Annotated in this window: 28 protein-coding genes; 18 read left to right on the top strand and 10 right to left on the bottom strand. The window is 61.2% G+C overall.

From position 1 onward, the window contains the following. Positions 1-91 precede the first annotated feature (91 nt). Together NKJ64_RS17535 and NKJ64_RS17530 are read left to right on the top strand one after the other, a co-directional pair. Positions 92-565: an Lrp/AsnC family transcriptional regulator gene (locus tag NKJ64_RS17535; RefSeq protein ID WP_023693744.1), complete on the top strand. Its 474-nt coding sequence runs from the start codon at positions 92-94 to the stop codon at positions 563-565. 145 nt (positions 566-710) lie between these two features. After that, a complete protein-coding gene (locus NKJ64_RS17530) occupies positions 711-1,124 on the top strand; it encodes a DoxX family protein (RefSeq protein ID WP_352463038.1) in 414 nt (137 codons plus the stop codon). A 22-nt stretch (positions 1,125-1,146) separates the two neighbouring features. Here NKJ64_RS17530 and NKJ64_RS17525 read toward each other — a convergent pair whose 3' ends face one another. From NKJ64_RS17525 to NKJ64_RS17505, 5 genes are all read right to left on the bottom strand, one after another. Continuing rightward, the gene (locus NKJ64_RS17525; protein ID WP_352460559.1) at positions 1,147-1,452 is read right to left on the bottom strand and encodes a hypothetical protein; all 306 of its coding nucleotides are present in this window, start codon (positions 1,450-1,452) and stop codon (positions 1,147-1,149) included. Between the two features lie 91 nt (positions 1,453-1,543). Then, positions 1,544-1,813: a hypothetical protein gene (locus tag NKJ64_RS17520; RefSeq protein WP_023697755.1), complete on the bottom strand. Its 270-nt coding sequence runs from the start codon at positions 1,811-1,813 to the stop codon at positions 1,544-1,546. Positions 1,814-1,927: 114 nt separating this feature from the next. Then, complete coding sequence (locus NKJ64_RS17515; protein WP_023689866.1) at positions 1,928-2,122, bottom strand: hypothetical protein; 195 nt, start codon at positions 2,120-2,122, stop codon at positions 1,928-1,930. A gap of 42 nt (positions 2,123-2,164) precedes the next feature. Then, positions 2,165-2,608, bottom strand: a complete 444-nt coding sequence (locus tag NKJ64_RS17510; RefSeq protein WP_352460560.1) for a Ros/MucR family transcriptional regulator — start codon at positions 2,606-2,608, stop codon at positions 2,165-2,167. Positions 2,609-2,855: 247 nt separating this feature from the next. After that, complete coding sequence (locus NKJ64_RS17505) at positions 2,856-3,671, bottom strand: class I SAM-dependent methyltransferase (RefSeq protein WP_352460561.1); 816 nt, start codon at positions 3,669-3,671, stop codon at positions 2,856-2,858. Between the two features lie 440 nt (positions 3,672-4,111). On the opposite strand from NKJ64_RS17505, the gene NKJ64_RS17500 reads away from it, so the two are divergent. The 3 genes from NKJ64_RS17500 to NKJ64_RS17490 are packed head-to-tail and all read left to right on the top strand — an operon-like array spanning position 4,112 to position 5,541. After that, positions 4,112-4,522: a hypothetical protein gene (locus tag NKJ64_RS17500; RefSeq protein ID WP_023832798.1), complete on the top strand. Its 411-nt coding sequence runs from the start codon at positions 4,112-4,114 to the stop codon at positions 4,520-4,522. Then, a complete protein-coding gene (locus NKJ64_RS17495; protein WP_023693740.1) occupies positions 4,515-4,904 on the top strand; it encodes a hypothetical protein in 390 nt (129 codons plus the stop codon). Before NKJ64_RS17500 ends, NKJ64_RS17495 begins: the two co-directional genes overlap by 8 nt. Further along, positions 4,831-5,541, top strand: a complete 711-nt coding sequence (locus NKJ64_RS17490; RefSeq protein WP_023832800.1) for a terminase large subunit domain-containing protein — start codon at positions 4,831-4,833, stop codon at positions 5,539-5,541. The genes NKJ64_RS17495 and NKJ64_RS17490 overlap by 74 nt, the downstream gene beginning before the upstream one ends. 333 nt (positions 5,542-5,874) lie before the next feature. On the opposite strand, the gene NKJ64_RS17485 is transcribed toward NKJ64_RS17490, so the two are convergent. Further along, positions 5,875-6,762 (bottom strand): HEAT repeat domain-containing protein, encoded by an 888-nt coding sequence (locus tag NKJ64_RS17485; RefSeq protein WP_155923798.1) that lies wholly within the window; start codon positions 6,760-6,762, stop codon positions 5,875-5,877. Between NKJ64_RS17485 and NKJ64_RS17480 the strand changes: the two genes are divergently transcribed. The 3 genes from NKJ64_RS17480 to NKJ64_RS17470 all read left to right on the top strand — a co-directional run bounded on the left by NKJ64_RS17480 (position 6,743) and on the right by NKJ64_RS17470 (position 10,931). Beyond that, the gene (locus NKJ64_RS17480; protein ID WP_155923799.1) at positions 6,743-7,447 is read left to right on the top strand and encodes a hypothetical protein; all 705 of its coding nucleotides are present in this window, start codon (positions 6,743-6,745) and stop codon (positions 7,445-7,447) included. The genes NKJ64_RS17485 and NKJ64_RS17480 overlap by 20 nt on opposite strands. Positions 7,448-7,820: 373 nt before the next feature. Then, positions 7,821-8,576 (top strand): phage terminase large subunit family protein, encoded by a 756-nt coding sequence (locus tag NKJ64_RS17475; RefSeq protein ID WP_352463037.1) that lies wholly within the window; start codon positions 7,821-7,823, stop codon positions 8,574-8,576. Between the two features lie 138 nt (positions 8,577-8,714). Further along, positions 8,715-10,931 (top strand): hypothetical protein, encoded by a 2,217-nt coding sequence (locus tag NKJ64_RS17470; RefSeq protein WP_352463036.1) that lies wholly within the window; start codon positions 8,715-8,717, stop codon positions 10,929-10,931. Positions 10,932-11,018: 87 nt separating this feature from the next. Here the strand turns inward: NKJ64_RS17470 and NKJ64_RS17465 are convergent, their stop codons facing one another. Then, entirely contained in the window at positions 11,019-11,438 is a 420-nt protein-coding gene (locus NKJ64_RS17465; RefSeq protein WP_156933494.1) for a hypothetical protein, read from the bottom strand. 23 nt (positions 11,439-11,461) lie between these two features. After that, positions 11,462-11,947, bottom strand: a complete 486-nt coding sequence (locus NKJ64_RS17460) for a hypothetical protein (RefSeq protein ID WP_352463035.1) — start codon at positions 11,945-11,947, stop codon at positions 11,462-11,464. 747 nt (positions 11,948-12,694) lie between these two features. On the opposite strand from NKJ64_RS17460, the gene NKJ64_RS17455 reads away from it, so the two are divergent. From NKJ64_RS17455 to NKJ64_RS17435, 5 genes are all read left to right on the top strand, one after another. Next, complete coding sequence (locus NKJ64_RS17455) at positions 12,695-12,835, top strand: hypothetical protein (RefSeq protein ID WP_352463034.1); 141 nt, start codon at positions 12,695-12,697, stop codon at positions 12,833-12,835. Between the two features lie 376 nt (positions 12,836-13,211). Beyond that, the gene (locus tag NKJ64_RS17450; protein WP_352463033.1) at positions 13,212-13,739 is read left to right on the top strand and encodes a hypothetical protein; all 528 of its coding nucleotides are present in this window, start codon (positions 13,212-13,214) and stop codon (positions 13,737-13,739) included. After that, complete coding sequence (locus NKJ64_RS17445) at positions 13,681-13,875, top strand: hypothetical protein (protein ID WP_155924219.1); 195 nt, start codon at positions 13,681-13,683, stop codon at positions 13,873-13,875. The genes NKJ64_RS17450 and NKJ64_RS17445 overlap by 59 nt, the downstream gene beginning before the upstream one ends. Positions 13,876-14,123: 248 nt before the next feature. Then, complete coding sequence (locus NKJ64_RS17440) at positions 14,124-15,311, top strand: acyltransferase family protein (protein ID WP_352463032.1); 1,188 nt, start codon at positions 14,124-14,126, stop codon at positions 15,309-15,311. A gap of 214 nt (positions 15,312-15,525) precedes the next feature. Continuing rightward, on the top strand, positions 15,526-17,622 hold the full coding sequence (locus NKJ64_RS17435) for a portal protein (protein WP_352463031.1): 2,097 nt from the start codon (positions 15,526-15,528) through the stop codon (positions 17,620-17,622). Between the two features lie 110 nt (positions 17,623-17,732). On the opposite strand, the gene NKJ64_RS17430 is transcribed toward NKJ64_RS17435, so the two are convergent. Continuing rightward, positions 17,733-18,104 (bottom strand): endonuclease domain-containing protein, encoded by a 372-nt coding sequence (locus tag NKJ64_RS17430; RefSeq protein ID WP_352447935.1) that lies wholly within the window; start codon positions 18,102-18,104, stop codon positions 17,733-17,735. A 214-nt stretch (positions 18,105-18,318) separates the two neighbouring features. On the opposite strand from NKJ64_RS17430, the gene NKJ64_RS17425 reads away from it, so the two are divergent. From NKJ64_RS17425 to NKJ64_RS17410, 4 genes are all read left to right on the top strand, one after another. Further along, the gene (locus NKJ64_RS17425) at positions 18,319-20,253 is read left to right on the top strand and encodes a hypothetical protein (protein WP_352463030.1); all 1,935 of its coding nucleotides are present in this window, start codon (positions 18,319-18,321) and stop codon (positions 20,251-20,253) included. Positions 20,254-20,282: 29 nt separating this feature from the next. Next, the gene (locus tag NKJ64_RS17420) at positions 20,283-20,762 is read left to right on the top strand and encodes a hypothetical protein (RefSeq protein ID WP_352463029.1); all 480 of its coding nucleotides are present in this window, start codon (positions 20,283-20,285) and stop codon (positions 20,760-20,762) included. Then, positions 20,762-21,196, top strand: a complete 435-nt coding sequence (locus NKJ64_RS17415; RefSeq protein ID WP_023695031.1) for a hypothetical protein — start codon at positions 20,762-20,764, stop codon at positions 21,194-21,196. The genes NKJ64_RS17420 and NKJ64_RS17415 overlap by 1 nt, the downstream gene beginning before the upstream one ends. 399 nt (positions 21,197-21,595) lie before the next feature. Next, positions 21,596-22,030 (top strand): hypothetical protein, encoded by a 435-nt coding sequence (locus NKJ64_RS17410; protein ID WP_023695030.1) that lies wholly within the window; start codon positions 21,596-21,598, stop codon positions 22,028-22,030. Between the two features lie 120 nt (positions 22,031-22,150). Here the strand turns inward: NKJ64_RS17410 and NKJ64_RS17405 are convergent, their stop codons facing one another. Beyond that, positions 22,151-22,468 carry a YMGG-like glycine zipper-containing protein gene (locus tag NKJ64_RS17405; RefSeq protein ID WP_352463028.1) on the bottom strand — a complete coding sequence of 106 codons (318 nt, stop codon included), beginning with the start codon at positions 22,466-22,468 and terminating at the stop codon, positions 22,151-22,153. Between the two features lie 260 nt (positions 22,469-22,728). Between NKJ64_RS17405 and NKJ64_RS17400 the strand changes: the two genes are divergently transcribed. Further along, on the top strand, positions 22,729-23,301 hold the full coding sequence (locus NKJ64_RS17400; RefSeq protein ID WP_352463027.1) for a hypothetical protein: 573 nt from the start codon (positions 22,729-22,731) through the stop codon (positions 23,299-23,301). Positions 23,302-23,387 lie beyond the last annotated feature (86 nt).

Below are 23,387 nucleotides of genomic sequence, written 5' to 3'. Positions count from 1 at the left end.
AGATGATGTCCCAATCCTAGGGCTTCTCCTTGTTCGCGGAATGAGAGATCATCGGAAAGCGACGAAGAATTCCGATGGATTGAAGGTGTTCATGGCAAACGGCGATTACCGGCCACGGCTCGACCCCACCGACATGGCAATCATCGAGATCATGCAGGAGGATGGCCGCATCGGCATTTCCGAACTCGGCCGCCGCGTCGGCCTGTCCCAGCCCGCGACGTCGGAGCGGGTGAAGCGGCTGGAGGAGCGCGGCATCATCGCCGGCTACCGGGCCGCGATCGATCCCACCGCCCTCGGTCTCGGCACCATGGCCATGATCCGCCTGCGCACCACGCATGAGCACATCCAGACCTGCCTGAAGAAATTCGCGGCCATGCCGGAAGTGGTTGAGGTGCTGCGGGTGACCGGCGAGGATTGTTTTCTGGTCAAGGTCGTCGTCCCGTCGCCGCCCGACCTCGAAAGCATCGTCGACGCCATCGGCCGCTACGGCGCGGTGACGACCAATGTGGTGCTGCGCGCCGAGCCGCCGAAACGGTTGGGGCGGGAACTGATGGCGAAGCTCTGAGCGGCCACGCGCCGCAAGAGGATTGCAAGCGCCTCCTTTTGCGAGCTCCGGCTTTGCCGGGAAAGAATTTCGCGGGCTGGTGTAGGATCGGCGGCGTGGCGCCCGTCCTTGGGACGAAACCCGTTCCAAACCTGGAGGACATCTCATGGAAGCCGTTCAATCGCCGTGGCAGACCACGGCTATTCTCATCGCCCGCCTGACCTTGGCCGCCATGTTCGCGATGGGGGCAGCCTTCAAGTTCATGGATATGGGCATGACTGCCGGCTACATCGCCGCCGCCGGCTTCCCGTTCCCGCTGTTTCTGGCCTGGTGCGCCGCGATCCTCGAAACGCTGCTGGTGATCGCCCTCCTGACCGGAGCATTCTTCACACCGGCCGCCCTGGTCGCCGCCGTCTACGTGGTCTTCCTCGGCTTTGCCTTCCACGGTCCGTCGCACTGGACCGGCAACCAGGCCGAGTTCGGCGCCTTCATGTCCCATTTCCCGTTCGCCGCCGGCCTGCTGTTCGCCGCCGTGCATGGACCGGGCAGCGTGCTGGCCTCGAAGCTCGGCCGAGGGTGAGGCCCCGCGTCGGCAGACCGCCTCACATCTGGTCGTTGTAGGGTTCCTTCATCTGGCCGACCATGCGGGCCAGTTTCGAGAAGGACGGCATGTCCGCCTCCGGCTGGCATTGATTGGCCAGTTCCAGCAGTCGGATCGGAAAGTTGACGGCGTCGCGGTTGGACTCCGACATGCCGTCGGACCGCTCCTCGCCGGTTTCGATGGCCTCGGCCTTGCGCAGCGCAATGTCGATATCCTCCACCGTGACCAGGCCCTTGCGCACCAGCACCTGATTGATCGAGGCGACGGCCATCAGCAGGCCTTCGAGTTGCAGATTGGCGACGTTCATGGCTGTTGCTCCCATTTGGCTCACGCTCAACGCATGAGCCGCTGTTACGATCCGGACGGGGATGAAAGCGATAGGCGTCGGCCGACCTGCGCTACTCTTCCATCCAGCGGCGGCCATATTCGGCCCACAGCGCCTTGACCTCCCGGCTGCCGAGGCGCGGGGCCGAGCCGTCGCCATAGGCGATCGAAACGCCGCTGATGTCGTAATGGGGATGGGCGTCGATGACGAAGCGGATCGCCTCGCCGAGCGGCCTTCTGCCGATGACCGGATCGGCCTGGCCTTGGCCGACGCTGCGAACGCCCGAAACAGTGGCTGGCGCTTGCCGCATCCTGAACACGGATGCCATGGCTGGTTTGTCCATCCCGCTCTCCCCCGAGTTGGGGTGGAATGATTCCATAAGAGCCAGCTAATGACCAGTCGCTAGACGGCCTGTCGAAGGCTGCGTCTTGTATCCTGCAGCCGGTTGAAGGACTGTTCAGGCCAGCGGATCCGCCGCCGGCGGCCTGGCGGGAAGGCCGAGCCTTGTCCGCTCGCCGTCGGCAAACTCCTCGGCCGCTTCCTGGGCCATGAACAGATGCTGGGTCACCGTGCCATTCTCGGCAACCAGCACCGCCCATTGGCGGCGGTCGACACGTTCCACCCGAACGTCATTGGGCTCTCCGGCCACCACGATCGTCCTCCAGCAGGCGTACGGCACGGAGGGGGCGTGCCTTTACGCCTTGGTCTTGCTCTTGGCCGGTGCCTTGGCGGCCGGGGTCTCGGGTGTCCTGATGCCGAGCCCGAACTCCTTTGCCAGCTCCGATCGTTTGGCGGCGTAGCTGGGCGCCGTCATCGGATAGTCGCCGGGCAGGTCCCATTTGGCGCGATAGGCTTCCGGCGTCATGCCATGGGCGGAGCCGAGATGACGCCGCAGCGACCTGAACTTCTTGCCATCCTCGAGGCAGTAAATGAAATTCGGCGTTACCGAGCGCTTGCGGTTGACCGCGGGCTCAGGCGCAGGTTGCGGCGGAGCAACGGGATTGTCCACGGCCGCGAGCGCTGCATTGACGCTCTCGATCAACGCCGGCAGGCTATCTGGAGGCACTGAATTGTTGCGCACGAATGCCGCGACGATATCGGCGGTCAGATTTATATTTCGGATTTTGTCCTCAGACATGGCTTCTTTTGCCCCCTTGATGCCAAAGGGCAAATTATCAGACAACATCCGCCGACGGCATGGCACTTTAGAACATATGCATATGACTTGACGCCGGATGTGGTAGCGCTAGCATCGCCGAGTCTCCGATCGATGTCGATGTAGGAATTCTTTCCTGACATATCTTGACCGGTGAGGGCAGCTATGCTATGATCTGATCACGGTGCTGATTTGCGCCAGCAACCCGCCGCCGAGGCGGGTTATTGTTTTAGGCCGGCTTGGAAGCGATGACGGCCAGTGACGCGAGTTTTCCCTCGCTCAGGCTGCTTATGTAGTTTTTTCGCCGATGCACGAACTCGGCGCCGAGCACGATCTCATTGGCCTGCTGCTGGGCGGGCGAGGGCACGATGCCGGAATTTGCCCGTTTCAACGCCAGCTCGACATGATCGCCGGTTTCGTCGATGACATCGTCGACCCGGAATCCGGCTGAAGCAAACAGGGCCTTCAGGGTTTCGCGGTCGACGAGATGGCTGGCCACAGGCGACACCGCCCAAGGCAAGGGATAGTGAGGCTCGCCGTCCGCCAGCACCGCCTCGGTCCAGACAAGCCTGGCCTTCGGCTTCAGTACGCGCCACGCTTGCCCGATGACCGCCGCCTTGTCGGCGATATTCATGCCGACATAGAAACAGATCGCCGCGTCGAATGTGTCGTCCGCAAAAGGCAGCCTTGTCGCATCGGCCTCATGGAAACGCACTTTGTCGCCGAGGCCGCAGAGCTCGGTCAATCGGCGGGATGCCTCGACGAACGCCTGCGTCAGGTCGACGCCGTCGACGCTGCACCCATAGGTCTCGGCAAGGAACCGGGCTGGGCCGCCAATGCCGCTGCCGATGTCCAGAACCCGATCGCCGGCGGAGGGCGCAAGACGCGCGGCATGGTCCTGCGTGGCGATCAGCTCGCGGCCATGAAGCTGGTCGAACGGATAGAGTTGTTCGGCCGCGAGGCTGCCGGCCCTGGCGTCCGGCACAGCCGACAGGATGCGCTCGACGATGCCGCCGCTGCCATAGTGACTGGTCACATTGCTCATTGCGCTCTCCGACGAGACGCAGCATCCCATCGATGCTGCCCTTGCGCAATGCGCGGCCGCGCCAAGACGCGGCTTTGACCGAAGTAGGAATTATTTCCTTTTTTGCATTGACGGGTGAGGGCAGCTTTGCTATGATTTGTCCATGGTGCTGATTTGCGCCACCGACCCGCCCACGAGGCGGGTTTTGTTTTCCTGATGCCCACAACGTGCGGATATCGGATGTCGGCGGGACAGCACCCCCCTCTGGCCTGCCGGCCATCTCCCCCTCAAAGGGGGAGATCGGACTGCCGCCTTGCTTTCGCCAATCGTCGGCGCTGCAAATTGGTCGCGACCCTGGAGCTGCCAATCTCCCCCCTTGAGGGGGAGATGTCCGGCAGGACAGAGGGGGGCGTGAAGGAACGCTATCCTCGGTTCATTCTGCCTTATCCGCGAGGCCTCCCTTGTCCAACCGCTATGCCACCATCATCACCGACGATGACGGCCGCGAGGTCGTCAGCGCCATTGGCGTGTTCGAGGGCGCTGCCCCGCAGGCGCGCATCGGCCGTATGGAGCCGGTCGTGCCGGGCGTGCTGATCGGCATGGTTCGCGGTGGTCCTGTCGATGCCATCGGCGGCTTCGGCTTTCCGCGCGGCGCGCACGACGCAAGGGCGATCGCCAGGGCAAGCCTGAAAGCCGCGTCTGCCGGAAAGCGCCACGCGCCGGCCGCTGATGCAGCCCGCAAGGCCGCCCCAAAACGGTCAGGGCCAAAATCGGCACGGCGCAAGTCCGGCAAGATCAAGTCCGGCAAGATCAAGGGGCCGGCGAAGCAGGCAGCGACTGCCGAGCCCGCCGGGATCTCGGATCATGGCTGACCGGACGGCGCCGCGTGCGCGCCCTGACCGCAAGGCGCCTGCCGCCGCCGCTGCCAAGCCGAAGCGGACGAAGAAGACGCTTGGCGATGATTTCCTCGACGCGGTGCGCGCCGACTTCCGCGCCCATGGAGCCGGCGTCATTGCCGCGGTCCGGGCCGACAAGCCCGACCAGTATCTGAAGATCGTGCAATCGGTGCTGCCCAAGGATCTGGCCAAGGATTTGCATGTTTCATCTGACAATCTGGAAGCCCTGAGCGATGACGAGATCCGCCGCCGCATCCGCGGCCTCGAAGCCGTCCTCGGGCCGTTTGGCGACCAGCCTGAAGGCGCGCCGCCACTATCTGGCGCTGCTGCAGGAGCTGGACCGCAGGCGCAGGACTAACCAGCTTGCCGCCTACCGGCCTTATCCCAGGCAGGCGCAGTTTCACGCCGCCGGCGCGCAGAACCGGGAACGTCTGTTCATGGCCGGCAACCAGCTCGGCAAGACCAGGGCCGGCGGCGCCGAATGGGCCATGCATCTCACCGGCCGCTACCCCGCGTGGTGGCAGGGCAAGACCTTCGACACCCCCGTCAGGCTATGGGCTGCCGGCGTGACGGGGGAGGGCACGCGCGACAACCCGCAGCGCGTGCTGGTCGGCCCGCCGCAGCAGCAGGCGGCATGGGGCACCGGCATGATCCCGGCCAACGCCATCCTGCACACGACCATGGGCCGCGGCGCCCCGGGCGCGCTCGACAGCATCGTGGTGCGCTGGGGCGGCGGCGGCGACGTGCAGGCCGATGAATCGGTGCTTTCGTTCAAGAGCTATGAGAAGGGCCGCGAAAAGTGGCAGGGCGAAACCCTGCACGGCGTCTGGTTCGACGAGGAGCCGCCGCTCGATATCTATTCCGAAGGCCTGACCCGCACCAACGCGACGGGCGGCATCACCATCGTGACGTTCACGCCGCTGCTGGGCATGAGCGACGTGGTGTTGCGGTTCTTGACGGCGCAGGAGGTTCTCCCTTCCCCCCTTGTGGGGTGAGCAGCTGGTTCGCGAAGCGAATTCGTCGTGCCAGTGGCACGACGAAAGGCCGGCGAACGCCGGGACGCTGCGGAGCAGCCGGGACCCGGCAGGTTGGATCGGCGACCACCTGGCCCTTCGCAGGCTCAGGGCGTTCGAAGCTCGAAAAGCCAAGCAATGGCTTTTCGTCCGCCACGCGGACCGCTTCTCACCCCACAAGGGGAGAAGGTAAGAACCGCCACGCCCGACGCAAATATCGTGCGCGGACAACATCATACGACCATTACTTTGAATCAGTTCGGCAGGCTCTACGTCCTGTCACGTCGCTATCTTGACCTCGAGATCAGCGGTGCCTCAGGCGATTGCCGGCAATGATGATTGCCATACGGCGTGGTGCGATATCTGGTTGTGCTCGATGCAATCGGTTGCCAGTTTGCTGATTTCAGGATCGGCGGACGCCTGCGCCCATTCGACGAACGCGTCAACAACGACCAACCTCGCCCGGCTGGCCAGCCCCAGGCCGTAACGGCGCACTGCCGGCTCTGAATGGTCGAGCATCGCACGGATCATGCCTGATGCATCATCTCGCCATTGCCCGGAGATATCGGCGATCGCCGAAAACGGCGTTTGCGGCCTGAGCAACGCGGCGTGCTGACGCGCAAGCTTTAACTGCCAGTCTTTTGCAAAGCGCACAAATTTGACGGCTCCCATGCGTACACCATCGTGATAATCATCAAGGGCAAACAACGCCTGCGCGAGATGCTGACCATCGTTCCGCGTACTGCATCGCAAGATAGACTCCACGGCATCGAAGCGCGTGCGCGGGTTGCTGTCCCCAAGCAGCGCGGCCAGCTCACCCACCATCGAACTTATGTTCTGGTTTTGAAAGGTGGCAATAAACGCACCCGCCGCTCGCGTCTCAGCATTGGCAGATGTCAGCAGGAGACGAAGGCTTTCCAACGGCACCGTCTTGCCGAGCTCGCCGAGAAGGTCGTGGGCAAGCGCGCCATCGTCATCATGCGGGGACGACAGCAGCCGCTCCAGCATCTCCTGACCTGTCATGGCATTTGTCGATTTGCCGAGTGGCAGCAGGATCTTACCGCCTTCGCTGAAAAAAAGATGAGCAACCTCGCTGTCCTCGGCGGACAGGCGCATCGCCTCGAATAGATCTGTCATGGCAAAGAGTGGCTGTCCCACCCGCGTAGAGTACAGGCCGCGCAGAATGCACCAGCCCAGACGCATCGATGTCGCCGATGCACGGCAAGACCTACCGCATAAAGCGATAAAGGAAAAGATGAGAGCGAAGCTTTCCCGTTTCGGCGCGTTGCGGAATCGCGAACCGCGACTAGACTGGTGGCCAGGTTGTCGAGGAACCAAGTCCATGAACAGGCGGCAGGTATTGACAGGCGGTTTGTCGTCGCTTGTCGTGTCGCCGGCGGGTGGTGCTGAGGTGTCAAAGCCCCAGGTGCCCAAATGGCGACCCTCGTTTTCACAACCCATCGATCGCATCGAGGAACGGTTCGGCTATTACTTCGACAGAGGCCGTGACTTTGCCATCCTTGAAAACGGCACCTGCGTGCTGACGGAAGCCGGCCTGTCCGATGAGGCGGCAGCCATGGCCGCCATCCAGACGCTTGCCATGATTTACAACTATCACCCGGACATGAAGCCGTCCGACATGGATGATGGCAACGTGCTGGTCAGCTACAATCATCCAGCCTTCAATGTCGTGCTTTCCGACGTTGCGAATGCGCATTGGCAAGAGATCGAGGCCCGCCACCAGGATGGGCTGGCTACGGGCGAGGTGCTGATCACGCCGCTGGGGCAGAATGTGTTCGATGAGCTCGGCAAAAAGGCGCTGCTTGGCAGGTGCTACATGTTCATGGATGCGCAGGCGCCAAAGGTGATCCGCATCAAACCCAGTTGATAAGTCGAATCAGGGGTATTTGGTGCCGGCAAGTTGCCTGGCACGACCTTCGGCGGTTGGCGATTTGCGCGTTAATGGGCCGCACAATATTTTCTCTCGACCGGTATACTGATATATATAGAGCATACAGGATTGATTGGGAGTGTCGGGGACGCAGACCTCGCGTTTGAACCCTGTTCCTGGATCGGTACGGGTTCTGCAGATTTTTTTACTCGTATCGTAAGGAACATTCGCCTGGCTGGTGCATGCCGATGCACTGGCGGCAATGGCGACAACGATTGCAATCCGAATCATGTGTTCCCCCAAGTCTTGGGTCAGCTTCGCATTGACGAGCGGTGGTATCAATGGCCACACTCTATTGGAGCATGCTTGCATGACCCGTCACGTCACCTTCATGACCATAGACGACGTCGAACACTATTCGCCGGACGAGCGTGCCGCGATCATCGCCGCCTATCCCGAACATGAGCGCGAAGCGAGGGCCAAGGGCATTCCGGTGCTGGGCTCCGGCCGCATCTTTCCGATTGCCGAGGAGCTGATTGCCTGCGAGCCGTTCCGGCTGCCGCGCTACTGGCCGCGGATCGGCGCCCTCGATTTCGGCTGGGACCATCCGTCGGCCGCGGTCGAGCTGGCCTGGGATACGGAGGCCGATGTCGTCTATATCTCCAAGGCGGCGCGGGCCTCGCAGCAGACGCCGGCGATGCAGGTGCTGGCGCTGAAGCCATGGGGCGAATGGCTGCCCTGGGCCTGGCCGCGCGACGGCCGCCGCGAGACGCTGGAAGGGGCGGGCACGGCGCTCGCCAGGCAATATGCCGCCCACGGCTTGAACATGCTCACCGGCCACGCCCGCTTCGCCGACGGCTCGGTCTCGGTCGAGGCCGGGCTGATGGAGATGCTCGACCGCATGCAGTCCGGCCGCTTCAAGGTGTTCTCGTCGCTGCTGCCCTGGTTCGAGGAATTTCGGCTTTACCATCGCAAGGACGGCAAGGTGGTGAAACTGCGCGACGATTTGATGGCCGCGACGCGCTATGGCGTGATGATGCTGCGGGAAGCGGTGGTTGATCCCGCGGAGTTCAAGAGCGCGAGGCGGACGACCGGGCAGAGTGATCCGCTGGGGGCTTTTCGGTGAGGGGCAAGCGCCCTCGATCTTTCCAAGAGTCTTCGATCCGACAAAGCCCGCGAGGCGGGCGGGCGAACGCGTGTGGCCCGGCCCTGCTGTGGTCGCCAGCGCTGCGCGCCTTTGTTCAAAGCCAGGGAGCAGCCAACAATGGTACACATCATCCCACTCTCCGTTGGTCGGCGACGGCTCGATACGGGGAACGCAGTGCAGTATCCGCAAGGGTCGCCCATCGGCGGCGCCATGCAGGGTTTTGGCGACGAGCTTTCCGCACTGGCCGAGCACTACCGGAAGATGACAGAGCGACAGGAGGCCTTCGACGCCGAGATCGCACGCCGCCAATTCAACGGCCGGATCGCGTTGGCCGAAGACGAGCTGGCGGCGAAGGCGCCGGCCGACGGCGCGGGCATGCACGAGGCCATGTACGGCCAGCTGGACCCGTATGACGGCCGAGCGGTGAAGCCCGGTCTGTTCGACAAGATGTTCGGCGAGGTCTTGCCGAGCATGCCCGAAAGCCAACGCGCCAACTTTGCCAAGCAGAAGGAGGCGATGCGCATGGCAGGCGCGGTGCGCATGGCGCAGCGGCAGCTCCAGCGGCGCAAGGATTATGAACAGAACCAATGGTCCGGGGTCCAGCGCGCCGAGCTTGACGCCATCGCTCAAAGCAATCCCAACGACACTGTGGCTTTTAACGCCGCTCGCCGGCGCGGCCTCGATGTTCTCGACAAGATGGGCCTCGACCCGCAGGGCAAGTTGCAGGCCGAAGCCGCGTGGCGGGATAGCACGGCAAAGACACGGATTGAGGCTCTGATAACTCAGAACCCGAAAAGGGCCCTCAATCTGCTCGTGCCGACAGCGTTTACCACTCAGGAAAGCAATCAGCCGGGGCAGGGGATGGATGATATCATCACCGACTCTGTTGCCGGAACGGATAGTTCTGACGAGTCAACCGAAAAAGGTGACCGCGTTCGCCGACTCACGTCGAATGAACGGATAAGGCGGGCATTTCAGGACGATCTTCCGATCGATACGTTGCTTGCCGAGCTTTCGCCTGGTTCCTATGACGATGTTGTTCGCAAGGCGCGCACCGCGGATGCGGCAAGTCTCATCGGCACCCATGCCGATCTCGACATCGCTTCTCAAAACGCGCGGGCAGCCATAATCAACATGACACCCTATTCCGACACAAGACATGACGATACCGAGTTTACTTCTGTCTTTGGTGCCGAAGAGGGCGGCAAACGATCCAGAGCTTTCAATTGGAGAGCGGATGTCAGCCCATATCTTGCCGATATGCGAGTCATGCCGACAAGTCAGATCGATGCGTCAATCTTTGCCGCAAAACCCCTCCCGAACCGCTTCTCGCAGGAGGAAGATCCCGAACTGTATAGGATGGATCAGGCGCGCTTCGAAAAAGATCAGAAGCGCTATGAATTGAACGCGGACGCTGCAGCTTTCATCATACAACAGCGGCAGATCGACCCGGCGGCTTACGTGCGCAAGGTGATCCCGGCCGTCGATACAGCCTTCAAAAACTTGTCGACACCAGAGGACTTGCAAGCCGCGGTCGCGCTATCATTTGCCGCTCAGCGTCAATTGGGTATCGCGAAGCCTCAGCCGCTGCCCCTATCCGACGCTGAAGGTTTGATCAAAGCGTGGAATGATACCCCCGATCCGGAGGAAGCCGAGCGCAAGGCGCTTGAAGCAATAATTGATCAGAAATCGCGCAAAGCGCTGGCCACGCAGCTGGATAATATCAAGGCGGCACAATCAGATGCGCTGGCAGCGTCTGACGGCGAGCCGGATGCGGATGGGTTTGACGATGCCGGTTCCGAGCGTCCATCAAATGAAAGATTCGCGAAGTCAATCGATCTATCTCCGGCAGACATTCTTCGATTAAAGAAAACAGTTGCGACGGAATACTATCCTAAGAGCGACGAAATCGAGGCTAAAGCAGTTATCGACGCGGTTCTAAATCGGCTGGCTTCCCAGCATTGGGGCTACAGCATTGAAAGCGTAGTAAACAGCAAGGATCAATTCTCAGACGTTAATGGTCCGACCTCCAGGTCTAAGCATAATCGATCCGACATCGATCAAGTACCCATCGGCGACCCACGTTTTCCTAAAGCATCGAGGATAGTTGACGAATACCTAATGCAGCGTGCATCAGGCGAGCCGTCATCGGTTGATGATAATCTTAGCTATGGTAATCCAGATTATGCAGACGAATCTGGTCTTAAGTGGTTACTGAAATTAAAAATGAAGCGTGGTCTTCATTTGCATGGTACGCCTCCCGATTTGCTGCGGTTCCTTCCGGGAAAATTTGGTATCAATCTACCAGAGGACTACTATTCAGCTTGGCGGTAAAATAGATCGATATCGGTGCCGCTCAGAAAGGGCCACCTCTTTATTAGGCGGTGTCCTTTATTGTGAAAACAATCATCATCCGTTCAGCTACGGCGCGCAGCCAACATCAACAAAATTTAGTAGTGGTTCGACGCCTTCATCGTCCCGAACGGTATAGAATGCATCTGGGTAAGTTTCAGCGGGCCTCCAATTGAAGTTCTTGACTGTATCCGGACCTACCGCAAACATATAGGAAGGCATCGGACCACTGATAAATCCGTGGTCGCCCTCTTTCGTCACCAGCTCCGCCGCCGTGGCCGGCTGCAAAAGCTTCTTATCCGCCGTGAAGGCGGCTTTACCGGAACCTTGTCGGATGACGGTCACGACAATCCCCGACTCGAGTTCCTTGAAGAGCACGCCCTTTGGGCAGCTTTGCCACAGAGTGTCCGTCTTATCCACGTCGTCCGACTGAGCCGCGCCAAATGGCAACGCAAACACCGCCATCGCAGCGAAAATGAGTGATCGCAATTTGCCTCCTAGGACGGTACAGGTCACCGATTTTTGCGGAATGACCGAGCAATGCGCTCGGCAATTGGCTGAAACAGCGCCTGATCCTTCTTGTTCCAATGCATATCGAAGCAGGTGACGGTACGGTGTTTCTGACACATGCCGTAGAAAATGAATTCGCCATCGGGCGAGGTCCCGGAAATCACTGCGAGCGATGGCCTGTCAATCTTATACGTTACGATGCTGTCATCACCGACGATTGCCTGTTTAAGGTACTCAAACGGAGTCATCTTTTTTTCAAGGGCTCGGTACTGACGAAGCTCTGCGTCCGGATACGATGCCGGACGGAACACCGAGCCGTAGTTTTCGGCGAACCCACCAAGCAACCAGCCATCGCCATCTTCAAAGAATTCGGGGATCTCGATCTTGCTTCCGCCGCTTAACGACTCGATCCATTTGATAGGCTCCTTGGCAACGGCCATCGGCGTCGACAGCGCCAAGAGGCCGAAGGCGAAGCCAATTGCTCTCATGGCGTCGGCTCTTCGTGCGACAACTGGGGCGAGAATGAGTGATCGCAAGAATGCTCTCTTAAATTGTATGTTGCAAGCTATAGCGCCATTTTGGTTGTAGCAAGTGCTGACATCGCTGGGAAGGATATGGGATAGGATTGAAAAAAGCGCGCACTATGGGTAATCCGGAGGTGGCAGCAAACTTTGTCATAGATGAGTGCCCGACGCCGGACCTGGTTATTGGCCGCTTGATGAGGGAGAGCGGTTTGAAATGCATCGGAACCGGCTGCGGGGACGGCGAGTGAGGGAGCAATCTGGGAGTTTGTGGAAGGCACGTTCAGTCCTGCTCGCGAGCCTTTCCCTTGGCCTTGTCTACGCCGTGCCCGCGTCGGCAATCACCCTTCAAAGAAAGAATGGAAGGCATTCTCCTGCGTTCTAAGCAAGGCACGCGATCAGGGTAACCCGGACGTCGCTGCCGGCTACGAAGAGTGTCCCACGGAGGGCTGAGTGACGCGCAGGAGGAGCGGATCAGGGATTTGGTCACCCGCCGGCTGATGAAAGAATACGGCTTGACGTGCATCGGAACTGGCTGCGGGGGAGGCGAGTGAGGCGAGAGCCTCTGTAGTGTTCACCGGGGCTCGCCAATCATCGGTTTTTGCGGAATGACCTTACGATGCGTTCGGCATCAGCAACCTGAGGCATCATCATGGAAGCGGAAACCAGCATTCTCGCATACATTATTTCCTACCTGCCATTGCTGGTTATCTGGTGGCGCAGCTCTGGGTGAGCATCTGGCTCGCATTCAAACTCATCCGCGTTCAGCAGCAGATGGCGCGCGCGCAGGAAGGCATCCTGGCCAAGTTGAGCGAGATCGACAGCCGGATGGCGGCGAAACCGAACAAGGACTGAGCATGCACCAGGGGGATGCCTCCTGTCGACGGGCAGTAGGATTTTATTCTTAAATCCGTTGACGGGGTGAGGGCAGCAATGGTATACTTCTATCCATGGTGCTGATTTGCGCCAGTGACCCGCCATCAGGCGGGTTTTTGTTTGCGCGATAGCCGGTGCGGATGCTGCGACGATTGCGAGAGAACGCGGCGCCTCAGAATTCTGCACCGCTGCACCGCTCGCGGGTCACGGCATGAATCCCTTGGCTGCGGAGCAGCTCCAGGGGTCTGCGCCGCGTCGCTTCGCTCCTTGCTTCGCCATAGGATGACGAAGGATGGGGGGCGTCTCGCTTCCTTCACTGACGATGGCTTCGCTTCTGGCTGACGAAGGTCCATCCATGACCCTCCGCATCATCGCCGCCACGCTGCGCGATCTCTCCTACATCGCCGCAAATCTGCGTCCCGAGGACCGTGCCGAGACCGACTGCCAGCTTGACCATTGGTCGCCGGCGCTGCTGGCGCTCACCGCGCTGCAAGGGTTTGCCTATGTCGCCGAGCTCGACGGCAATCCGGAGGCCGGCTTTGGCGCTGCCGAACAGCGTAGCGGGTTGTGGATCGCCTGGAGCTGGGGTACGCGCCGCATGAGGCGATGCGTGCCCGGCATCACTGCGCACTTCCACGCCGTGCTCGGGCCGCAGGTCGCGGCGCGGGGCGCCTGGCGGGTCGAGGCGCGGGCGCTCGCCGCCAACGAACTGGCTCTGCGCTGGCTCGGCCGGCTCGGCGCCACCCAACGCTGCCGGCTGCCGGGCTATGGCAGGAACGGCGAAGATTTTTTCCTCTACGACTGGACAAGAGAAGGCTGGAACCATGTGTCTCTTTCAAAAGCCGCCGGCGCTGAAGCCGCTGCCACCGACCCCGACCATTGAAGACAAGGACGTGCAGGCGCGCGAGGCCGCCCTGCGGGCTGAACTCGAACAGCGCCAGGGCACGGCGGCGACGGTGAAAACCGACCTCGCGCCCGGCGACCTCACCGGCCAGCGCCGCGTTCTGCTGGGGGTATGACCATGACCGCGATGAAACGCAGTTTCAGCAAGCGCGTGCTGGCGTGGTGGTACTGGCGACGGCATGCCAGGCTGGTGAAGCGGAGGTGACGCTACGGGGTGGGGTCTGCGCTGCACCCCCACCCCGTCTCCCTCGCTTTGCTTTGCAAAGCGAACTCGCCGACCCTCCCCACAAGGGGGAGGGTGTAGCAATTCGTCATCTCTCAGCGGCTTGACAATCGCTCCTCAGGCGCCATGCTGCAGTGCAACATGGCTAGCTACGAAACCAGCATCATCAAGTCGTCGCGGATCGAATGCCTGGACGGGCTTCGCGCGCTTGCGGCGATCTGGGTGCTGGTCGGGCACTGCATGCTTTTGACCGGCTGGCAAATTCCGATCGTCGGCGAGCCGGATCTCGGCGTCGACCTGTTCATCATGCTGTCCGGCTTCCTGATGGTGTTCCACTATCAGCTGCGCCAGGAAAAGGAGCCTTGGCAAAGACCGGAAACCTGGCTGAAATTCTGGACGCGCCGCTATTTCAGGATCGCGCCGCTGTTCTATGTCATGCTTTTCCTGGCGCTGGCGCTTGGCCCCTATCTCTACGATTGCAGGATCATCATCGACGATTTCCTCTCCAGATCGCACCAGGCGCCGGAACGCTACCTCGACGGCAGCCTGAAAAACATCGTCGCTCATCTCACGTTCCTGTTTGGGCTGGTGCCGAACCTCGCCTATCGCACGCCGCTGCCTGACTGGAGCCTGGGGCTGGAGATGCAGTTCTATGCCGTGTTCCCGGCCGTCATGCTGCTGGTTCGCAGGCTGGACTGGATCAGGAGCGCCCTTGTGGTCGCGGCGATCGGCTGCGTCATCGTGTTTGCGATGCGGCTGTTGTCGATCCATTTTCCGATGCCGTCCTTTCTGCCGCTCAAGATACAGATATTCCTGTGCGGGATGCTGCTGGCCGGAGTCGTGCATCAGAGCCAGCCGCGATCTATCCTGTACTTGGCACTGGCGCTGCTGCTGGCGGCGCTGCCCTTTGGCGGCGACCAGGGGCTGGGCAAGCTTCTGGTGCGTGAAGCGCTGGTGGCGGGCTTCTTTGCGCTGGTTCTCTACCGCATGCTGCCTGGAAGGGCGGGAACGCTGGCGCGAGCGATCGCCGTGACGCTCAGCAACCGGTTCTTCCACCTGATGGGCGAGCTTTCCTTCAGCATCTACCTGATCCATCTGCTGGTGCTGCAGCCCGTCGCGGCGTTCGTCATCAGTGAGTTCGGCCACGAATTGTCGGCGCCGCTGCGCTTCGCCATCGTCGTTGCCGTTGTGCTGCCGACGGTGACTTTGCTGTCCTGGATCACCTATACTTTGATCGAGGTCCCCGGCCAGAAGGCGGGCCGCTTCGTCGTCCAGCGCTTTGGCCGGAAAACTGCGCCGGTGCTCGAGGGCATCAAGCGCAGCGCGTAGTCGGCTGACGCTGCCGATCTCCCCCCCTCGAGGGGGAAATGTCGCCGAAGGCGACAGAGGGGGTCGGTGCGACCGGACGCGACCTCCCGCCACCGACAGATGAGGCTAGCGCTCCACGCGCGGCGACCCCCTCTGGCCTGCCGGCCATCTCCCCCCTCAAGTGGGGAGAAGCGCCGCTTCGCCGTCCATTCACATCCTACCCAGCGAGCCCCTCATGACCGATTCCCGTGCCCGCGATATCCTGTCCCGCCAATCCGAGCTCGAGACCGAGCGCTCTCAGTACGAGGCGGTGTGGGAGCAGGTGGCGGAATTTTGCGATCCCGATGCGCGCGATGTCTGGAGCGGCCGCAGAAGCGGCGGACCGGATTCGCAGGCCGAGCGGCAGGAGCGGCGCGGTGCCCGCGTCTATGCCAACACCATCAACTCGGCCGCCAATCGCCTCGCCGCCGGGCTCGAAAGCCTGATCATCCCGCAGTCGGAAAAATGGCACGGGCTGACCACCGCAGAAATGAACGACGAGGAGACCGACGAGGAGAAGGAATGGGCGGAAGCCTTGCGCGATTTCCTGTTTGCGCTGCGCTATTCCGCCAACTCCAATTTCGTGCCGGCGACGCAAGCCTGCCTGCGCAATGTCGTGCGTTATGGCCCGGCCTATCTCTATGCCGAGGAGGGCTTTGGCGGCACGCTGATCCGCTATGCCTCGATCCCCGTGGTCGAGGGCTATCTCGCCCGCAACCGCTGGGGCCAGGTCGACATTTTCCACCGCCGCTACGAGCGCACGGCAAGACAGGCGGCGCAGCTGCTCGGCTACGAAAAAATGCCGGCGCGGATCAAGATGCTGGTCGACGATCCCGCCAAATGCGAGACGAAAATCTCGCTGATCCAGTGCATCCAGCCGCGCGACGAGCGCAAGATGTACCGGCTTTCCGGCGACTATCAGTATCTCGACACGGCCTTTGCCTCCTATCACGTCATCGAGGACGAGGAGGAGATCGTCAGGGAGAGCGGTTTTCGGTCCTTCCCGGTGTCGACATTCAACTGGCGCCGCTACGAGGGCGACCCCTATGGCATTTCGCCTGCTATCGAGGCGCTGACGACGGTTCGCGAGGAGAACGCGGTGCGCCGCTCGGGCCTGCGCGCCCTGCAGCAGATCACCGATCCGGCAACCGCGTCCAAGGCCAGGCTCGATTATGTCCCGGTGCTCAACCCCGGCGAGAATTATCCCGGCCTCATCGACGACAATGGAAGGCCGCTGATCCAGCCGATCGCGACCGGGCAGAACCCGACCTATGCCTTCAACTACGCGGCGAGCCGGGCAGAAGAAATCCGCGACATGATGTTCGTCAATTTGTTCCAGACGCTGGTGCAGAACCCGCAGATGACGGCGACCGAAGCGCTCATTCGCCAGGAAGAGAAGGGCGCGCTGCTCGGCCCCTCGGGCTCGATCATCCAGGCCGGCTTTGCCAGCAATCTCGACCGTGAACTAGGCATTCTCGAGGACAAGGGCCTTTATGACGAGGACAGCCGCTTCGCGCCGCCGGAAAGCCTCGCCGGCAAGGCGGTGCGGCCGACCTTCACCGGCCCGCTCGATGTGCTCAGGCGCTCGGCCGAAGCGCGCGACACCATCCAGGTGGTGACGACGGCCATGCAGATGGCGCAGTTCGATCCCGGCATCATGGACAATATCGACGGCGACGAGGCGCTGAAGATCGTGCAGAGCGCCGGCCGCAGCCCGCAGCGCATCTTTCGGCGCAAGGAGGAGGTGGAGGGTCTGCGTGGAGCAAGAGCACAGGCCCAACAGGCACAGGCCGGCATGGCGGCGATCGCTTCCGCCGGCAAGGTCGCCAAGGATGCCGTGCCCGCAGCCGTCCAGGCGCGCGACAGCGGCCTGCTCGACGCATTGATGCTGCAGGCGGGCGGCGGCGGAGAGGCGACGGCCGGATCGGCCGCGCCGGGCGCCGGCCGGAGCGGCCGCGCCGGAGCAGGGAGCATGAGCGCCAAACGCTTCGCCCGAGCCGGCCAGACGGGCGGTCCCGCCAAGGCGCGCGACGCGCTGACCAAGGCCTATCTCAGGGTCTTCTCCGGCGAGGACGGCGAAATGGTGCTGGCCGACCTCGCAGCAACCGTCGGCTACTACCGCCGCCCGTCCTATGGCGAGTGGATGGCCAGGACCAGGACGCCCAACGGCTTCGAATTGCACAGCGCGCTCAGCAATGCGCGTGCCGAGGTGGTGCAGCACATTATGGGATTTCTGACGTTGGACGAGACGCAGCTGGCTGCGCTGGAGAAGGCGGCACGGGCGGAAGGGTAGGCGGCATCCGCAAAGCTGCCAATCTCGCCCCGTGTGGGGGAGATGTCCGGCAGGACAGAGGGGGGCGCTGTCCCGCTAGCGTTTGCCGTTTCTACAGATCGATTTCCCAATCAACGCGCTGCGCCAAGCCCAGCCGCAATCACGATATGCTGGCAAACATTATCGATGTCGCGAAGGACGTCGTCGTTCCAGAAGCGAAGAACAGTCCATCCGTCTTCCTCAAGGCGCGTCGTCCTCGCTCCGTCGCGCGCGGCTGAATCCGCTTCCGCATGCTGGGAGCCGTCAACTTCCACGGTGAGCTTCTTTTCAGGGCAAGCGAAGTCGACAATGTAGCCGGCGATCGGAAATTGCCGGCGGAAGCCAAGCCCCATCAATCGATGCGCGCGAAGTTCATTCCAAAGCTTCAACTCGGCGTCGGTCATCACCTTGCGCATCGATCTGGCTTTTGAACGATGCCTTGGGGGCAAAGGTGTGTGCGGCATTATGAAAGCCCCGATGCGGGCACTCTACGGCGCCCCCCTCTGTCCTGCCGGACATCTCCCCCACGAGGGGGGAGATTAGCTGTCACCGGCGCTCTGCTCAACCGTTGCCGTGTTTCCAACAACGCCACTCCAAAAGTCCGCAAACGACGCGATCGGCGTGCGTTGCGGCTTGCCATGCCTCCGGCAAAGCGCTCCATCGGCAGGAACCAGACACATGGTCCACATCATTCCTCTCTCGGTTGCCCGGCGCCGGCCCGGCAATACGGCGCAAGATACTGGCTCCTCGCCGGCAGGCGGGGCAAGCCAGCAGCCCGACAGCTACTGGCAGGAGGTTGCCGAGCACTACGAGCGGCTCATGGCGCAGCAGCAGGCCTTCGACACCGAGATCGCCGCGCGCAAGCTGGATGGCGAGATCGCAAAGGCCGAGGCCGACGCAGTTGCCAATGCGCCGGCAGATGGAGCCGGCCTGCACCTAGGCATGTATGGCGAGGTCGACCCGCACACGGGGCGCGTCTTGCAAACGGGTCGGTTCGACACCCTGTTCAAGGGCTTCCTGAGCCAGATGCCGCCCGAGCTGCACCCCGGCCTCAGCGCTCGCAAGGAGACGCTGCGCACCGAGGGTGCTTGGCGGATGGCGGCGCAGCAGCTGCAACGCCGCAAAGACTATGAGCGGGCCCAAGTCGACACGGCGCTGCGAACCAACGCCATCGCCATCGGCAAGGCGCACCCCGACGACCACGTGACCTTCGAGGCGGCCAGGCAGGACGGGCTCGATCTCATCGACAAGATGGGGGTCGATCCTGGTATCAGGCAGCAACTGGCCAAGGACTGGCACAGCACCGCCGCCAAGGCGCGGTTCGAGGCGCTGATTTCCAGGGACCCGAAGCGCGCGCTGGCGATATTTGGCGTTGGCAGGCCGGCCGCCGGCAGTGGGGCTATGGGCGACAGCGCGCAGGCTGCGGGCAACTCCTTTGTGGAAGGCCCAAGGATGGCGCCCGGGAAAGAAGGCCGCGTCGGCACGCAGACTCCGGACGAACGCATAGCGCAGGCATTCAGGGACGATCTTCCCCAGGAGGAACAGGATGTCCTGGCCTTAAAGGCAAAGGTCGCCAAGTTCTCGCAGGACATCCAGACGCGCATTGCCATCGGTCGCGCCGAGGCGGAAGCGCCGGACCAGTTCGCACGCACGGGCGCCTACTCCGGCGGAATACCGGGCAAGGATGCCTACCGGATCATCTATGGCCTCGATGAGGGCGACAGGCGCCGGCGGGTTCTCGAATGGCGAGCCGGGGTCGGAAAGAAAATCTTTGACATGGGTACCATGTCGAACCAGGCGATCGATGCCGCTGTTGTCAGCGCTGAGCCGGGGCCGAACGCTTCACCTGAGGACCAGGAGCGCTATGAGATCACCGACGCCGCGGCAAAGCTGGTGCGGGAGAGGCGGCGGGTCGGTGCCGGTGGCTACGTCAGCGGATTGTCTCAAAAGACCTTCGAGGGCTGGGAAGCCGTGTTTGGCAGCGGGGCTTCGAATCCGGGGAACTATGATCCGAACCTTTACGATCAGACGATAGCCTTGTCTGTCGCTCTGCAAAAAGTATTGGGCATCGAAGATGAAAATCTTCAGCCAATAACGTTTTCCTACCTGCTTGAGCTTGCCGAACAGCGCGACAGCGGAAGCGCGTACTTGATGGACCGCTACGCCAAGGCGAGCGAGTTGTTTGCGCGCACCAAAGATCCTGTCGCGCGGGCAGCTTTGGTCCGGGAATTGGATGAAGCCGGCCTGGGCGGCATACTCCCCGGCGGCAAGCCTGGCCTTTCAGCGGGCGAGGTGTTTCGAGCTGACGCCAAGGCGCTTGGCAAGGCGGGTGCAAATGCCGGGATATTCGCGGGCAAATTGACGAAGGGAGTTGGCTACGGGCTTTCCTTCGGATCAATCGACCCTCCCGATTTCAGCCAAGGCTACTACGAGCCTGCAAATCCCACCGAGAAAGTGATGATGCGTCAGGGAGGTGACGCATTCGGCTGGGCGATACCGGTGCCCGGATTTGGCCGAGCCGCCGAGAAAGGCATACCGCGAGCAGTTGAGTCTATGAGCGCTATCGCGGCCGAGCGAGCCGAAGGCCTGTCGCCAAGCGGCCGGGCGAGTTAGCTGACGAAGGCGAGGCGCTTGTTGGTGGCGTGGACGCCGAAACGCTCCGATACCAGCAGGGGCTGGCCAGCTTCGCTTTCCAATCGGTCCCCAAATCCGACCGCGCATTTGACAATGCAATGCTAGGCGCAATGCTCGCCCGGGATCCAGACAAGGTCAGATACTCCGGCGCAAAACTAGGCGTTGCCGAGTCAGAGGATTACCGCAAGATTTTTTACGCCAGAAATCCGAAATTAAAGAGCAGTGATAACGTTGTTCATCATGCTGGCGAGAGGCAGGTTGTCGAGAGAGATCCAAGAATTACAAATATAGAAGAAATAAATTCATACGAAAATCTTCGAGGAATCCCAAAAAAACGAGATAGAAACCTACACAAAAAGGTAATCAGGTTTGAATGGGATGAATTCTATAAACGCAACCCCAATTTCACGCGCGAGCAATGGCTTGATAAAATTACAGAAATCGACAAGAAATATGGCCATTTGTTCGACCCGCCGATAGGTGAATAATGCGATATTTTGATATCAGGCCGGATGTGGCTGGTGGGCTGGGTAACCATACGGTTTTAGACACCGACGTTCACCCACCAGTCGTCCACAAGCTGCACTATGAGGTAGAAGGATGGTTCGGCGACGCGCTTGTCACAACCTTTCCATGCTTTCTTGTAACGGATGAAGCAAAGGAGGCGTTGCTGAAGATGGGGATATCTGGTGCTGATTTTTCCGATGCTGAGGTGACAGAGTCGGAGGAATTTCATGAGTTGCAGCCTGGGCAGGAACTGCCACATTTCGTCTGGTTAAAAGTGGACGGGCAAGCAGGTCGCGACGATTTTGGCATCGCTTCGAATTACGATCTCGTCATATCAGAGCGAGTCCTTGATTTGTTTGAAAGACTAGGAATTCCCTCTGCGGTGATTGAGCCTTTTGGCGAAAGAGACTCATGACGAGGGCCGATGCAATGAATAAGTCACCCTAATCCACCAGAGTTGCCAATTCTGGGTCACTCATTCCACTTCTCGGAATATATAGGTGAGAAATGGATTACTATTATGTAGAGCCTTTTGCCGCTGGTGATTTTGGCAAAAATACTCTCCTCGACAATCGCGTTCACCCGCCATTGTCCACAAATTCCACTACGAGATTGACGTTTGGATAGGTGACGTCCTCATAACAAGCTTCCCCTGCTATCTTGTCACCGAGGAAGCCAAGCGGGAACCTTTGGAGATAGGTGTTTCGGGCGTGGCTTTTGCAGATGTTGAGGTGACCGCCTCGGTGCGCTGGGCTAGACGAAGGTGGCAAGGGAGTTAGCCATAGAGACCGCCAAACCAGACTTAAGCAGCGTTATGCGTCTGCCTCCGGCCGACATCAGCACCGCCGATGACGATCTTGATGCCGCCCGAATCGAGGCACGGCAGTATCTCGAATTTTACACCTGGGTCTTATCCATCAAAGGCGAATATTTCGGATATGGCGCGGAAGGAATAATCTACATTTTCCTGTTCGAGATAGAGCCGCGACCGGATGTGAACCAATGGATCTGGGTGATCGTTGGCGATGTGCCGCCGACATATATCCCTGCCGACGACGCGAGGACGCCTTTCGAGGCTCTTGATGGCTATATCGGTGCCCTTGAGGACTGGGTCGAGGCAGCGCGACAAGGAAAGTCGGTGGCGAAATTGATACCAGTCAATGTAGACGCAAATCCCGCCAACGCCGAAATGCTGGCTGGCCGCCTCAAATTTCTCGACGAGAAAATCTTGCCGGAGCTTAAAAGGTAATTCTGACGATTGAGGATGCCGGTAGCAGGTGAGGGGCCAGCCTCTCAGAGGATCGCGCTGCCCTCAACCGCCCTTCGGGCACCTTCTCCCCGTTGAACGAGGAGAAGGGGAAGCCGGTCCTCAATAATCGCCGTTGTAATACCGGTCGTCGCAAGGCGCGGTGTAGATGCGGCCGTAGCGATCCTGGTAGCGGCAGAGCTGTTCGCCGCGGCGCCGCGGCGTGGTGGCCTGGCCGATAACGGCACCAAGCAGGGCGCCGCCGGCGGCGCCGATCACGGTGCTCTTGGTGTTGCCGCCCAGCGCCTGGCCGGCGAGCGCGCCGACACCGCCGCCGATAAGCGCGCCGTTGGTTGCCCTCTGCTGCTGTTCGGTCTGCGTCGCGCAGCCTGCCAGAGCGGCAGTCATGAGCACGGCGGCAATGGCTTGTCTGATGATCATCCTGGAACTCCTTTGAAGCCCCAAACGCGGATTGGGGCGAATGGTTGCCAGTAGCTGTCGCATTGCGGCCAAACGGCGGCGCGCCCGCTCACGAAATGAGACGTGGTTTCTCGGGCCTTGAAGACAATGGTTGCCAAAGCGGAAACGCCTTGCGCGAACAGGGCGATAGCGCCCCGGTTTGAATCGATACGCCAGCGCTGATCCGGCGCTTTTTGAATAACGTCCTTCCAGCAATTTCCCGAATAGAAATGGAGATACCAATGACCCGAGGTCTTCCCCGGACGCTGTCGCGCGCCGCCGCCCGCGAGGCCGGATCTGCCCCGCCCAAATTCGGCCTCAAGGCCGTCACCACGGGGCAGGGCGGCTCGTACCGCACCGTCTTCACGCTTGCCGGCATGCAGGTGCCGGTCGCCGACGCGCTGGCCTATGCCAGCCAGAAACTGCTCGATTTCGCCGACGGCAAGGTGCGCATCAAGGGCGGCACGGCCAGACTGCAATTTGCGGTACTGACCACCCGCGCGGCGACCATCAACGACAATGCGGCGCTGACCTGGTCGCTGGGCTCTGTGGCGGCATCGAGTGCGACGCTGGCCGGCGCCATGGTCAATGTGCTGGCTTCGACGGCCCGCACACTGGATGGCCTGGGCGCCGCGCTGTCGACGGCCTCGACCGCGGATGTCGCGGCAGCCGCCACGCTGGACGGCACGGTGACGCCGGTCGACCTCTATCTCAACCTGGCGTTTGCGACCGGCACCGATATCGATGCCGATGGCACGCTGGCAATCACCGGCACGATCACGCTCCTGTGGGAGAACTGGGGCGACAACGCGTAGGCGGCGACACAGCCAATCTCCCCCACAGGTGGGGAGATTGGCAGTTTCGTCGCCGGCTCCTTCTAACAACAATCAAAGGAATCCAC

The organism is Mesorhizobium sp. M0062 (assembly GCF_040323125.1).
GTDB lineage: Bacteria > Pseudomonadota > Alphaproteobacteria > Rhizobiales > Rhizobiaceae > Mesorhizobium.
Note: the sequence above shows the minus strand (reverse complement) of the source record. Positions and strands in the feature narration are given on the sequence as shown.